11 protein-coding genes and 2 riboswitches are annotated in these 12961 nt (G+C 61.1%); of the genes, 1 reads left to right on the forward strand and 10 read right to left on the reverse strand.

Going from position 1 to position 12961, the window contains the following annotated elements; genetic code table 11:
• Positions 1 to 102: 102 nt before the first annotated feature.
• Complete coding sequence (locus tag AC1DYQ_RS01240; protein WP_477685233.1) at positions 103 to 873, forward strand: transglutaminase-like domain-containing protein; 771 nt, start codon at positions 103 to 105, stop codon at positions 871 to 873.
• 29 nt (positions 874 to 902) lie between these two features.
• Here AC1DYQ_RS01240 and AC1DYQ_RS01245 read toward each other — a convergent pair whose 3' ends face one another.
• The 10 genes from AC1DYQ_RS01245 to AC1DYQ_RS01290 form a co-directional block, all read right to left on the reverse strand.
• Positions 903 to 1670, reverse strand: coding sequence for a sulfite exporter TauE/SafE family protein (locus AC1DYQ_RS01245; protein ID WP_477685234.1), 768 nt, complete (start codon positions 1668 to 1670; stop codon positions 903 to 905).
• Between the two features lie 14 nt (positions 1671 to 1684).
• Entirely contained in the window at positions 1685 to 4579 is a 2895-nt protein-coding gene (gene gcvP, locus AC1DYQ_RS01250; RefSeq protein ID WP_477685235.1) for an aminomethyl-transferring glycine dehydrogenase, read from the reverse strand.
• 55 nt (positions 4580 to 4634) lie between these two features.
• Positions 4635 to 5000, reverse strand: a complete 366-nt coding sequence (gene gcvH / locus AC1DYQ_RS01255) for a glycine cleavage system protein GcvH (RefSeq protein ID WP_477646220.1) — start codon at positions 4998 to 5000, stop codon at positions 4635 to 4637.
• Positions 5001 to 5056: 56 nt separating this feature from the next.
• Positions 5057 to 6217, reverse strand: a complete 1161-nt coding sequence (gene gcvT, locus AC1DYQ_RS01260) for a glycine cleavage system aminomethyltransferase GcvT (protein ID WP_477685236.1) — start codon at positions 6215 to 6217, stop codon at positions 5057 to 5059.
• Positions 6218 to 6252: 35 nt separating this feature from the next.
• Positions 6253 to 6356: riboswitch (glycine riboswitch) on the reverse strand.
• 19 nt (positions 6357 to 6375) lie between these two features.
• Positions 6376 to 6491, reverse strand: a riboswitch (glycine riboswitch).
• Positions 6492 to 6526: 35 nt separating this feature from the next.
• Positions 6527 to 7096, reverse strand: a complete 570-nt coding sequence (locus AC1DYQ_RS01265) for a hypothetical protein (protein ID WP_477685237.1) — start codon at positions 7094 to 7096, stop codon at positions 6527 to 6529.
• A 343-nt stretch (positions 7097 to 7439) separates the two neighbouring features.
• Positions 7440 to 8717: a TRAP transporter large permease gene (locus AC1DYQ_RS01270; RefSeq protein WP_477685238.1), complete on the reverse strand. Its 1278-nt coding sequence runs from the start codon at positions 8715 to 8717 to the stop codon at positions 7440 to 7442.
• Between the two features lie 124 nt (positions 8718 to 8841).
• Positions 8842 to 9336 (reverse strand): TRAP transporter small permease, encoded by a 495-nt coding sequence (locus AC1DYQ_RS01275; protein ID WP_477685239.1) that lies wholly within the window; start codon positions 9334 to 9336, stop codon positions 8842 to 8844.
• Between the two features lie 103 nt (positions 9337 to 9439).
• Complete coding sequence (locus AC1DYQ_RS01280; protein ID WP_477685240.1) at positions 9440 to 10411, reverse strand: TRAP transporter substrate-binding protein; 972 nt, start codon at positions 10409 to 10411, stop codon at positions 9440 to 9442.
• A gap of 92 nt (positions 10412 to 10503) precedes the next feature.
• Entirely contained in the window at positions 10504 to 11529 is a 1026-nt protein-coding gene (gene denD / locus AC1DYQ_RS01285) for a D-erythronate dehydrogenase (protein WP_477685241.1), read from the reverse strand.
• Between the two features lie 253 nt (positions 11530 to 11782).
• The gene (locus AC1DYQ_RS01290) at positions 11783 to 12778 is read right to left on the reverse strand and encodes an acyltransferase family protein (RefSeq protein WP_477685242.1); all 996 of its coding nucleotides are present in this window, start codon (positions 12776 to 12778) and stop codon (positions 11783 to 11785) included.
• Between the last annotated feature and the right edge of the window lie 183 nt (positions 12779 to 12961).

Genomic DNA, 12961 nt, shown 5'->3' on the forward strand with positions numbered 1-12961 from the left:
AGAAGGGGCCAGTCCGTCAGCGCCCGGGTGTGGAACGGAAATTCGCCGCAATTGCGCCTCCGGGGTTACGATGCGTAAACCATTCACTCCGTCGGTGGTTTCATGGTGGCACTTGCCGCACAATTCGATTCGCCCCGCCGGCTGCATCAAAGAGCCAGCGACCGGCCGCAGGACTGGCTTGGCACAACGCCCCTGCTGGACCTGGACGACACCAAGCTGCGCCTGAAGGCTCGCTCGATTGTCCAGCTGTGCCGCACCGACCGGGACAAGGCACTGGCTATCTATCGCTTCGTCAAGCGACTGCCTTATACCAAGCGGATCAAGCTGCAGTACCCGACCGCCCGCGACGTACTCGAGGCGCGCGCGGGCGACGGTGACGACAAGGTGACGCTGCTGATTGCGCTGATGCGCTCCGCCGGCATCCCGGCTCGTGTGCGCTACATGGAGATGCGGGGCGAGATGCTGCGCGGCCTGATTCCCCGGGCCACGCCGGCGGCGCGGCCGCTGGCGGAGTTCTGGCTGGGCCGTTGGGTGCGTACCGACACCTACATCTTCGATGCCGAATACGTGGCTGCCGCCCTGGAACGCCTGAAAGCGAACGGCTGGGAGTGCGGCTGGGGTATCCACATCAATGCCCAGCTTCTGTGGGACGGAAAGAACGACGCCTTCCTCGGCGGTGTGCCTACCGAGCAGGACCCCATGCTCACGCGGCTTCTGTGCGTGGTGAGCGATCCCCTGGAACTGGTGTCGGCTTCCCTGCGCGCCAACGGGCTGCGTTACCGCCGATCGTTGCGGGCGTTGCAATGGAATGCGCTGGCTCCGACCATGATTCGGGCCATTCGTGAGTTGCGGGCCGGCTCGCGTTTTTATTGAAACGCGCTGCTTGGAAAATCGGCTTTCGCCTACCCGATCCGCTGTAACAAGCCCGGCACGGAGGACGCCAGCATCGCCAGGCCCGAGCAGGTCAGCAGGCTCAGCACCAGCCTGCGAAAAGCCAGGTCACTGATGCCTGTGTACACCCGTCCACCCAGCCAGGCGGGAATGAGAGCGGCGGGCGCGACGATGGCCAGCATGGGGAGCGTCTCGCGGGTGACCAGTCCGGCGGCGCCGTAGCTGGCCATGGTGACGGTCAGCACGGCCAGGTTGAAGCTCTGGATGACGGCGCGCTGGGCAGCTTTCTCATAGCCCCGCAGCGTGCACCATAGCGTCGGAATCACGCCACTGAAACCGCCCAATGCCCCCATGAAGCCACCGGCGACGCCGACCGTACCGTCGGCGACACGGCCTCCGTGGTGAATGCGCGGAAGCTTGCCCGAAAAAAGCATGGCCGGGCACCATAGCGCCAGCAGTGCGCCGAGAAACAGCTTGAACAGCTGGACATCGAGCTGCGGCAACAACAGCAAACCCAGCGGAAGCCCGAGCAGGCCGCCGGCCAGAAACGGCAGCAGGCGCTTCCAGTCAGTCACGCGGCTGACCGTGAAGGCCGCCATGACCTGGCCGGTCAGGCCGCCGAACACCGCCATGACAGCGGCCAGCTTCGGGTCTATGGCCCAGGCCCAGAAGGACATGGCGACAAGGCTGAAGCCAAAGCCCGACAGGCCCTGGACAAACCCCGCCGCCGCCGCGCCCGCGACGATGAGGATGATGTGAGCGTCAGTACCTGCCAACACAGTGTTGACAGGTCCTAGGCGTAGTCACTCACGGGCACGCAACTGCAAAAAAGGTTGCGGTCGCCGTAAACGTTGTCGACGCGGCCAACCGGCGGCCAGTATTTGACCTGCTTGAGCGAGGCCAATGGGAAGGCGCCGATTTCGCGGGAGTAGGGGCGGTCCCAGTCAGCGCCCATCAGGCTGGCCGCGGTGTGCGGCGCATGCTTGAGCGGGTTGTTGTCTTGCGGCCATTGGCCAGCTTCGATTTTTCGGATCTCTTCGCGGATGGCGATCATCGCGTCGATGAAACGGTCCAGCTCGGCCAGGGTTTCGCTTTCGGTCGGCTCGACCATCAGGGTGCCGGGCACAGGGAAGCTCAATGTGGGCGCGTGAAAGCCGTAGTCCATCAGGCGCTTGGCCACGTCTTCGGCGGTGACGCCGCTGGTTTCCTTGAGCGGGCGCAGATCGAGAATGCATTCATGCGCGACATGGCCGTTCTCGCTGGCGTAGAGCGTCGGGAAGTGGTCCTTCAGGCGCGAGCTGATGTAGTTCGCGCTCAGGATGGCGACTTCGGTCGCTTGCGTCAGACCTTCCGGGCCCATCATGCGGCAATACATCCAGCTGATGGGCAGCACCGCGGCATTGCCCAGCGGCGCAGCCGAGACAGCGCCGACGCCGTTGACGGGAATCCCTGCAGTGGCATGGCCGGGCAGGTAAGGCACCAGGTCAGCCACCACGCACACCGGGCCAACACCGGGGCCGCCGCCGCCGTGCGGGATGCAAAAGGTTTTGTGCAGGTTCAGGTGGCTCACGTCGCCACCGAACTCGCCTGGCGCGGCCACGCCCACCAGTGCGTTCATGTTGGCGCCGTCCACGTAAACGCGTCCGCCATGGCTGTGCACCATGGCGCAGAGCTCTTTCACCTGGGTTTCAAACACGCCATGTGTGCTGGGGTAGGTAATCATCACGCAGGCGAGGTTGGCGCTGTGCTGTTCGCACTTGGCCTTGAGGTCGGCCATATCGACATTGCCCTGCGCGTCACAAGCAGTGACGACGACGGTCATGCCCACCATCTGTGCACTGGCCGGGTTGGTGCCGTGGGCCGACGATGGAATCAGGCAGATGTTGCGGTGGCCCTGGCCTTTGGCCTCGTGGAAAGCTTTGATGACCAGCAGGCCCGCGTATTCACCTTGCGAACCGGCATTGGGCTGCAGGCTGATGCCCGCGTAGCCGGTGGCCTGGCACAGCCAGTCGCGCAGCTGCTTGTCGAGTTCTGCGTAGCCTTGCAGTTGATCGGCAGGGGCAAACGGGTGGATGTTGGCGAACTCCGGCCAGGTGATGGGAATCATCTCGCTGGTCGCGTTGAGCTTCATGGTGCAGCTACCCAGCGGGATCATGCTGCGGTCCAGCGCGAGGTCTTTGTCGCTGAGCATGCGGATGTAGCGCAGCATGCCGGTTTCGGAGTGGTGGGTGTTGAACACCGGGTGCGACAGGAAGGCGCTGGTGCGACGCAGCTCGGAAGGAATCAGCGATTCAATGCCTTTTTCAAACGCACTGACCACGGGCACGGTCTGGCCGGGTTTGGCGAAGAAGGACCAGAGCAGTTCGATGTCCTTGCGGCTGGTGGTTTCGTCCAGCGACACGCCCAGATGGTTATTCAGGCGAAAACGCAGGTTGGCGCCCGTCGAACGTGCGCGGTCAGCTATCAAATTGGTAGCGTCACCTGTCTTCACCGTGACGGAGTCGAAGGCGCCCGTGTTGGTGATTTCATAGCCCAGCTCTTTGAGGCCCTGCACGAAGATGGCCGTGTAGGCCGCCACACGCTCGGCGATGCGCTTGAGGCCTTGCGGGCCGTGGTAGACCGCGTACATGCTGGCGATGACGGCCGGCAACACCTGCGCGGTGCAAATGTTGGAAGTGGCTTTCTCGCGGCGGATGTGTTGCTCGCGGGTTTGCAGCGCGAGGCGGTAGGTCGGGTTGCCGTGGCTGTCGATGGTCACGCCGACCAGGCGGCCGGGCAGCGAGCGCTTGAATTCGTCGCGGCAGGCAAGGTAAGCGGCATGCGGCCCGCCGTTTCCCATGGGCATGCCGAAGCGCTGGGTGTTGCCGAGCGCAATGTCGGCATCCCATTCACCGGGCGGGGCCAGCAGCGTGAGCGCCAGCAGGTCGGCCGCAACGCAGAGGGCTGCGCCATCGACATGCGCCTGGCCGGCCAGCGGGCGCAGGTCATGGATGCTGCCTGTGGTGGCGGGGTATTGCGCCAGCACGCCGAAGTAATTGCCTTCGGCCATCAGTTGCGGCACCGTGACGGCTGCCGTGCTGACCTTTACTTCGATGCCCAAGGGCTTGGCGCGGGTCTGGATCACCTCAATTGTTTGCGGGTGGCAGTCGCCTGCGACGATGAAGACATTGCTTTTGCTTTTCACGCTACGCTTGGCCAGGGTCATGGCTTCGGCGGCGGCGGTGGCTTCGTCGAGCATGGAGGCGTTGGCGATCGGCATGCCGGTCAGGTCGCAGACCATGGTCTGGAAGTTGATCAGCGCTTCCATGCGGCCCTGCGAAATCTCGGCCTGGTAGGGTGTGTAGGCCGTGTACCAGGCGGGGTTCTCCAGGATATTGCGCAGGATCACGCCGGGCGTGCAGGTGCCGTAGTAACCCTGGCCGATGAAGTTCTTGAACACCTGGTTCTTGGCCGCGATGGCCTTGAGCTGCTTGAGTGCTGCTGCCTCCGTCACAGGAGCCGGGATGGCCATGGCCGTGCTGCGTGCAATCGAGCGCGGAACGATGCCTTCCACCAACGCGCGCCGCGAAGCCGAGCCCACGATGCTGAGCATGTGGACTTCGTCGGCGTCGTCAATGCCGATATGGCGGGCAATGAATTCGGAAGGATTTTCAAGATCGCCCAAGGGCTTGGCGGATTGCATCAACATGTCGGGTCCCGTGTCAGGCTTGGCAGCCAGGAATCAAAAAAAGTCGGTCAGAAAATCAGGCGGCGAAGGCTGTGTAACGGGTCTCGTCCATCAGCGCGTCAAGCTGTGAAGGGTCAGATAACTTGACCTTGAAGAACCAGCCGGCGCCCATCGGGTCGCTGTTGGCAAGCGATGGGTCGTTTTTCAGGGCTTCGTTGATTTCGGTCACTTCGCCGCTCAAGGGCATATACACGTCGGCCGCAGCCTTGACGGATTCGACAACACCGGCGGTTTCTTTCTGGGCGAAAGTGGTGCCGACAGCCGGCAGGTCCACAAACACCACGTCGCCCAACGCGTCCTGCGCATGCACGGTGATGCCAACGGTGGCAACGTTGCCTTCAATCTTGACCCATTCGTGGTCTTCGGTGTATTTGACGGTCATGAGGTTCTCCGGGGTTGAGTGGTGGGGTGAAAAAAATGAAGTGACAGCTTCAGGGTCTAGCCGCGGTAATAGCGGGCGGGAACAAAAGGCATGGCGGCGACTTCCATGGGTACGGCCTTGCCGCGCACCATCGCGTTCACGCGTGTGCCCAGCGCGGCGAATTCAGGTTTGACATAGCCCATGGCCACCGGCTGGTTGATCGTGGGGCCCAACAGGCCGCTGGTGATCTCGCCGATGACTGCGCCATCGGTGCTTTGCAACTCCGTGTGGTCGCGCACCGGAACGCGCTCCAGCGCAATGAAACCGACGCGCTTGCGTGTCAGCAGGGAAGGGTCGGCCAGCTGTGCCAGGATTTTCTCCGCACCGGGAAATCCACCGGCACGTGCACCGCCAGTGCGGCGAATTTTCTGCATGGCCCAGTTGAGGTTGGCCTCCACCGGCGTGGTGGTGGTGTCAATGTCGTTGCCATAGAGGCACAGGCCCGCTTCCAGCCGCAGCGAATTGCGCGCGCCCAGGCCGATGGGTTTGACTTCAGGTTGCGCGAGCAGTTCGCGTGCGAGTGTGTCGGCTTGCGAAACCGGCACGGAGATTTCAAAGCCGTCTTCGCCGGTGTAGCCGCTGCGGGTGATGAAGCAATCGCAGCCGGCCACGTCGAATCGTCCGCCGGTCATGAACACCAGTTTCTCGACACCCGGGGCCAGCCGCTGCAGGGCAGTGACGGCTTGCGGGCCCTGTAGCGCCATGAGCGCCATCTCCGGCATGGGAATGACTTCGCAGCGCGAGCCGATTTTGGCCTGTATGTGCGCGATGTCACCCACCTTGCACGCGCCATTGACGATGACAAACAGGTCGCCGCCGTTCGCATAGTCACGGTTGAAAAACATCAGGTCGTCGATGATGCCGCCCTCGTCGTTCAGCAGCAGGCCGTAGCGCTGCTTGCCGGCGGGCAGGTCTATGACGTCGACGGGTATTAGGGATTCAAGGGCGGCTGCAGCATCAGCACCCACCAGGCGTAGCTGGCCCATGTGAGAGACATCAAAAAGGCCTGCCGCCTGACGCGTGTGGTGGTGCTCGGCCATCAGGCCCGCAGGGTATTGCACCGGCATGGAATAGCCCGCAAAAGGGACCATGCGTGCGCCAAGCTCTAAATGCAGGTCGTGCAAAGGCGTTTTAAGCAGGGTTTCGGGGGCGGCAGAAGAGGTGGACGAATCGGACAAGGCATTCTCCAGGGGGCAAACAGGTAAAACCATGAGTTGCCCCTGCTGTCCACTTTACCTGAGAGATTCACCCGGCGATGCAGGCTTGCTCCTTCGGTGGGCTGCCCGTGAAAGGCGGCCTCTCTCCAGTAGGGAACGCCTTGCCGCGTGGTGCGCCGCAGGGCGGTTGCCAGTCCTTTTGCCTGAGCGTTCAGTGCGGCCCAAGGGGTGCCCTTGGGTGTACGTGCGCCTTCGGCGGTTTTCGCTAAGGAAAACTCTCTCCTGACCCGGCAAGTGTAACGGAACCGGCTGTGCGGTCGGTCAGTTTGATCAGGCGGCCAGATGCTGGGGCAGCAGCATGGCGATCCGCTCGCTGATGGAGTCGGCACGCTCATGGCCCGCGATTTTTTCGATTTCCTCGATCATTTCGCGCGAGGCGCTGAGCATGGTCTCGCGGTCCTTGGCATTGCGCAGCGCTTCGCGAAAGCGCTCGGCCATCTCCGGGTTGCGCCGGGCGAACATACGCTCGCAGATGTCGAACAGGAACATCCGGGTTGTGGCAAGCGAGCGCTTGCCTTCAAATTGATCGGCAGAGACCTGAATGGCCTGGGTGGTTTCGGGGCTGGGAAAGTTCTGTAACTGCGCCGGCGTGAGTGTTTGGGCGGGTGCAGGCGCAGGGTTTTTTGCCGATGCGGACGTCTTGCCGGGATGGGCTTCCAGAAAGCCGTCGCGCAAAAGGCGCAGGGCAATGGCTTCGCCGTCGCCCTCAAACAGCGGTCGGAAGTCCTGGGCAGACTTGCTGCCGTCGGCCATCAGCAGAAGGGTGCGCTCGCGCTGGCCTAGCGTTCTCACGCCGGGCTTGAGCTCGGCGCGGGCACGGTCGGTTTTATGGAGCTGCATGGATTTCATCCTCAAATGAAAGTAAGGGCCTGTTAACGCTATTTATGCAAATGCGAATGGGGTGAGAAAGCCGCCAATCAAGGCGCGTGACGACGCCCAGACTTCTGTCTGGGCTAGGAGAGCAACGCCGAGTGGCGGCTTTCTCACCCCATTCCCTCCGGGTTGCGATCAAAAAGGCCCTGCGCGGCGTTGCAAAGCCTTGACGGGGTTCACCCCGCCTGCGTTTTGCGCCTTGCTCATGGCTTTTTTGACTCGCAACGCATCTTGCATAAATAGCGTTAACAGGCCCTAAAGCATCGCCTGCGTAGATGACAAGGGCGTGAAACCCCGTCCGAAAAAATAGCTATTTGGCGTAGACCAGATCGCGCAGGCCAAGGGACAGCTGCGGTACGTAAGTGATCACCATCAGGCAAGCCAGTATCACCAGTACAAACGGGAGCAGGTGGGTCACGATGCGGTCCAGCGATATCCTGGCGACGGTGCAGGCTGCAAACAGGTTCACACCGAATGGCGGCGTGATCATGCCCAGCGCAAGGTTGACCACCATCACCAGCCCGAAGTGCACCGGGTCAATGCCGAAATGCACGGCCACTGGCGCCAGGATGGGCGCCAGCACGATGATGGCGGCGCTGGTTTCAATGAACATGCCGATGATGAACAGCGCCGCGTTGACGCCCAACAGGAAGAGGGCGGGCGACTGCAGCACGGCTTCCAGCCAGTGGCCTATGGCGTCCGGCACGCCGGCCCGCGTGATCAGGAAGGCGAACAACCCGGCATTGGCGATGATGAACATGATCACGGCACTGGACAGCACCGATTTGCGCAGAATGACGTACAGGTCGGCCGGCTTGATCTCGCGGTAGATCACGATGCCCACGACCAGCGCATAAAACACCGCCACGGCAGAGGCTTCGGTCGGCGTGAAAATTCCGCCGTAAATCCCGCCCAGAATGATCACCGGCATCAGCAGCGCCCAACCTGCCTGCCAGGTCGCCTTGCCAAAGCTCAGGCGGCCGTCGCCGTCCTGTTTGCCCCAGCCTTTCCAGCGGCAATACAGGTGGACGAAGAGCATCAACGCACCACCGATCAGCAGCCCCGGGCCGAAGCCGGCAATGAAGAGTTCGCCGATCGAAACCTCGGCGCTTACGCCGTAAAGAATCATGGGGATGGAAGGCGGAATGATCACGCCCAACTCGGCGCTGGTGGCCTGCAGCGCTGCGGCGTAGGCGGTGGGGTAGCCGTGCTTGATGAGCGCCGGGATCAGGATGGCGCCAATCGCGAAGGTGGTGGCCACGGAGGAGCCGGACACCGCGGCGAAGATCATGCAGGTCAACACACAGGTCATGGGCAGGCCGCCCTGGACGCCGCCCACAATGCTTTTGGCGAACTCGACAAGCCGCCGCGAGATGCCGCCGGTTTCCATCAGGTTGCCGGCCAGGATGAAGAAGGGGATCGCGGCCAGCGGAAACTTGTTGATCGAGGAGAACATCTCCTTGACGGAGATCAGCATGTTGGCGTTGGATGCCTGGATACCGAAGATGGATGCCAGCCCGATGGACACGGCGACCGATACGGTGAGTGCAAAACACAACACCATGGTGGAAATCATTACCGCGGTCATACTTGGCCCCCACGCTTTTCACTTCGTGTAATGCGCTGCCCCCCGAGGGGGCCGCTGCGCCTGCGGCCCGGCAAAGCCGGTTCCGCGGCCCCTGCTTGAACGGGGTGAAATCCATCTTGGGTTTTCATTGAGCTGTCTCCAGTTCATTGCGCTGTGGGTCGATCAGGTTGCCGATGATGCCCATCACGCAGAACATGCCGCCGACAGGCATGGCCACATAGCCCCAAAACATGGAAATGGATTCAAGGCCGGCCATGGACTGCACACGCCCGCGAAGGGAATAGTCCCAGCCCCACCAGACGATGACTGCGACGAGGAGCAGGGCGGCGAGGCAGACCAGCCAGTCCAGCACCCGCCGGATGCGGGGTGGGCTCCAGCGATAGAGCACGTCCACGCTGACCATGGCGCCCTGGCGGAAAGCCATGGGAATTCCCATAAAGACCATCCAGATCAGGCTGAGGCGGATCAGGATTTCACTCCACTCTGCAGGCTGCTCGAAGACAAAACGCGTCAGGATCTGGAACACGCCGAGCCCCGATGCGATGACCAGCATCAGGCAGGCCACCAGCATGGAGAAACCGGTGGTCCACCGTTCAAGTTGAAGAAAGGCTTGTTTCATGGCGGCACCAATACGTGAGAGGATTTTCAATGAAAACGCCCGCAGACCAATGGTGGCGGGCGCGAGCAGCTACAAATAATGTAGCAAATAGTTGCGGAACGGTTTACTTGTAGTTCCTGATCGCGTCGATGTTGGCTTTGCCGAATTGCTTTTCAAATTCAGCATTGACCGGCGCCAGGGTTGCCACGAACTTCGCCTTGTCAACGTTTTCGATCACGGTCATGCCCTTGCTGCGCAGCTCGGCTACACCGTTGGCATCGTCCTGGTCCACGCGGGCCCGGTTCGCCTTGGTCGCTTCCTTGGCAGCGTCAATGAATGCCGTCCTGTCGCCGGCGCTGAGCTTGTCGAAAGCTGCCTTGTTCATGACAAAAATACAGGGTGAATAAACGTGACCGGTCAGTGAAAGGTGCTTTTGCACCTGGTCGAACTTGGCGGACATGATCACAGACAGGGGATTTTCCTGGCCGTCGACCGTGCCTTGCTGCAGCGCCGTGAACACTTCGGGAAAGGCCATGGGCGTGGTGATGATGCCCAGGCCTTTGTAGGCGGCGATGTGCACCGGATTTTCCATGGTACGCATCTTCAGTCCCTTCAGGTCCTCCGGAACTTTCACGTCCCGCTTGCTGTTGGTCATGTGGCGAAAGCCGTTCTCGGCCCAGGCCAGCGCCTTAAAGCCCTTGGCATCGAATTTGGTCAGTAGATTCTGGCCGATGGGGCCGTCCAGCACGGCGCGTGCGTGCGCCTTGTCCCGGAACAGGAAGGGAACGTCGAGGATCTTGGTCTCGGGGACAAAGTTGGGCACGGGGCCGGTGGAGGAGAAGGCCAGCTCCTGGGTGCCCAGCTGCACGGCCTCGATGGATTCGCGTTCGCCGCCCAGGGCGCCGTTATAGAAGGTCTGGACTTTGTAGCGGCCTGCTGTTCGTTTCTCGACTTCTTTGGCAAAGGTGTCGATGGCAATGCCCTGATGCGAATTCTGGGCCGTGGAAATGCTGATTTTCATGGTGGTCTGTGCATTTGCAGACGCCATGAATCCCGCTGCGAGCGTCATGCCGATAATCAGTTTTGAAAGCTTCATGTTGTTTGTCTCCGTTGGGTGATCGGACCGGAAATCCTGTGGACGACTGGGGCCGGTCCTGCATCAGGATTTTTCGACCATAAGCACACGCATTATTGCCGCGATGCATCAGCGGTCATGCGCGGGTTTTCGCTTAAATACGCCGCGATGATGCTTTCAAAATCACTGTCAGGCAGCAGGCCCAGCGACCGCGCGCGTGCTGCGTCGATATCGGCAGGCCAGTTGCCCACGATTCTTGCGATGACAGGGTCGTACACCCAGTCGATCAAATCCGCCGCGTCCTTTCCTGCCACCCGTGCCAGGGCTTGCGCCATTTCGCCGACCGTGGTCTTGAGGGCCGGCAGATTGACGGCTGTGCGGGCACCCCATTCGATGTCGCTGGCTTGCGCAGCGCGAATCAATCCCTCAACCGTCCGGCCGGGTGACGCAAGAGCCACGGCCGTTTCGGGAGGGACAGGGCACTGCGCCCTCGTTCCCGCCAAGGGTTCCCGGATCATGCCGCTGAGAAAGCTTGATGCCGCACCGTTGGGTTTTCCGGGCCGCACGCTCACGGTCATCAGGCGTACGTTGCGGCCGCGCATGAAACCCTTGCGCGCGTAATCAGCCACCAGTTGTTCACCGATGAATTTCTGGATGCCGTAGCTGTTCTGCGGTGTGGGCAGCGTTCTGTCGTCAATGACCGCCGGGAGTGGTTGCTCGGGTGAATTCCCAAACACTGCGAGCGAGCTGGCGAATACGACGGTGGGCGATGTTTTCAGGGCACGACACGCCTGCAGCAGTGCACGCGTAGCGTCGACATTGCTGCGCATGCCAAGGTCGAAGTCCGCTTCGCATTCACCGCTGACTGCCGCCGCCAGATGAAATACGAGAGCGTCCTTTTCCGTTACCACGAGGACCTGCGGGTCGCTTTTTTCCAGCAGCTGGTTCAGATCGCCGATGACGGCTCGAACGCGCTTGTCCGCTAAAAGCGTTGCCGGCGGCGCGACCCTGTCAACCAGTGTCAATTTCTGGATGGTTTGCGGCGTGCTCCCCGCGAGGGTCAGTTGGCCGATATCCAAAAGCTGTTGAGCCAACCTGGCCCCGAGAAATCCGGCGCCGCCGGTAATGACGATATTCATGGATATGTTGTCTCTCTGTCTTTTGCGGGTTGTCCGCCCGCATGCCCGCACCGATCCGTTTGCCGGTTTGCTTTTGGTGCGTCAGGCAGTTTAGTTCGAACGAAGGGCCGCCAGCCAGGCGTGCGTTGAACAAGCCTTTCCGGTCAGCAGGCAGATCGGCTGGGTTGCAAGAGGCGTGACAGGGTGCTGATGTGCTGCCGTCAAAGATGAGCTGGCGCCAGAAAGGAATAGGCCTTGGCCCGCGCCCGATATGTCAGGCCACTACTGTCTTTGGGTTGGTTTTCGGTTTACCAGGCACAGTTCCCAGGAGCCACAGGTTCAGGCCTGCGTGCCGGCTGATGAGCAGCGCGGATGCGACGGGGCCGGCAATTCCGGCGGCGAGTCCCAGTGTCATCAGGACATACGTGTCCGTGATACCCAGCTTCCTGAAGGCGATACGGCTCGCAGCCGTAAAAAAAACATGCAGCAGGTAAATTGCAAATGAGAAGGATCCAATGTAGGCCAGGGGCGCGAAACTCCAGCCACTCCGCAAAAGAAGAAAGGCGCTTGAGACGCCGAGCGCCAGTGCGGCGACAGAACTTCCCTGCTCGGAAAATTGCGGAAAAAGCATGGCCCCGGTAGCGGCGCAAATAAATACTGCCGCTGCCACAAGCCGGGCCTTTGGCGTCCCGATGTCAAATCGTTTGCAGGCAAGCCCGGCCAGGAAAAAAGGCAAAAGGTAAACGGCGCCGCGGGCTGCGAAATAGTTGGGTGGGCTGAAGTAGTCAAACAGCACCGCGCTGAGTGCCCAGGCCACCGCAAATCCGGCCGCAGTAGAAAGCGCGTTGAAGTGTTCTAGCAACAGAACGACCAGGAAGACAATAAAAAGCGCTTCAAGAAACCAGAAGTGCCCCACGGGTTCAATGTGCAGCAGCCACCACTGACTGACCGATGAGTTGGCGCCTGGCGTGAAGGCCTGCACGACGGCAAAAATAGTTCCCACCGTAATCAGGGGAAGCAGCAGCCGCCGGACCTTGCCTTTAATGAACTCAGCAGCATTGCCTTCATAGGGGCGAAATGCATACACATAGCCTGAGATAAAAGAAAAGAGCGGCATGCGGATATAGGCCAACCCTTCATTGAACATCTGCAGCCAGTGCCCCTCCGGAACCTTCAGGCCCACTGAGGGCGTATCCCCTACTACATGAAACAGAACCAGCAAGATGCAGGCGATGCCTCTTACCGTATCCACTTCCATGCTGCGCTTCATTTTCTTACCTGTCATCGGCCTTGCGTTCCTCTTCTTGCTTCTTTGCTGTCTTGCTCACCGCAACTGCGTGCACAAATTATGTGCGCAGCGTAGTCAATAGCAGCCACGGCCGTGCGCCAAAAGAAAGCAAACTGTTGCAAGCCGTATCGTTTTGCGAAGCAACTGCCATCAAGCGCACAGCTG

The sequence above is a fragment of the Polaromonas sp. P1_F4 genome, assembly GCF_056405675.1.

Excerpts from the sequence above, each read along its gene's own strand:
- AC1DYQ_RS01240 (WP_477685233.1), top strand. The coding sequence starts at position 103 with ATGGTGGCACTTGCCGCACAATTCGATTCGCCCCGCCGGCTGCATCAA.
- gcvP (WP_477685235.1), bottom strand. The coding sequence starts at position 4,579 with ATGTTGATGCAATCCGCCAAGCCCTTGGGCGATCTTGAAAATCCTTCC.
- gcvH (WP_477646220.1), bottom strand. The coding sequence starts at position 5,000 with ATGACCGTCAAATACACCGAAGACCACGAATGGGTCAAGATTGAAGGC.
- AC1DYQ_RS01265 (WP_477685237.1), bottom strand. The coding sequence starts at position 7,096 with ATGCAGCTCCATAAAACCGACCGTGCCCGCGCCGAGCTCAAGCCCGGC.
- AC1DYQ_RS01270 (WP_477685238.1), bottom strand. The coding sequence starts at position 8,717 with ATGACCGCGGTAATGATTTCCACCATGGTGTTGTGTTTTGCACTCACC.
- AC1DYQ_RS01275 (WP_477685239.1), bottom strand. The coding sequence starts at position 9,336 with ATGAAACAAGCCTTTCTTCAACTTGAACGGTGGACCACCGGTTTCTCC.
- AC1DYQ_RS01280 (WP_477685240.1), bottom strand. The coding sequence starts at position 10,411 with ATGAAGCTTTCAAAACTGATTATCGGCATGACGCTCGCAGCGGGATTC.
- denD (WP_477685241.1), bottom strand. The coding sequence starts at position 11,529 with ATGAATATCGTCATTACCGGCGGCGCCGGATTTCTCGGGGCCAGGTTG.
- AC1DYQ_RS01290 (WP_477685242.1), bottom strand. The coding sequence starts at position 12,778 with ATGAAGCGCAGCATGGAAGTGGATACGGTAAGAGGCATCGCCTGCATC.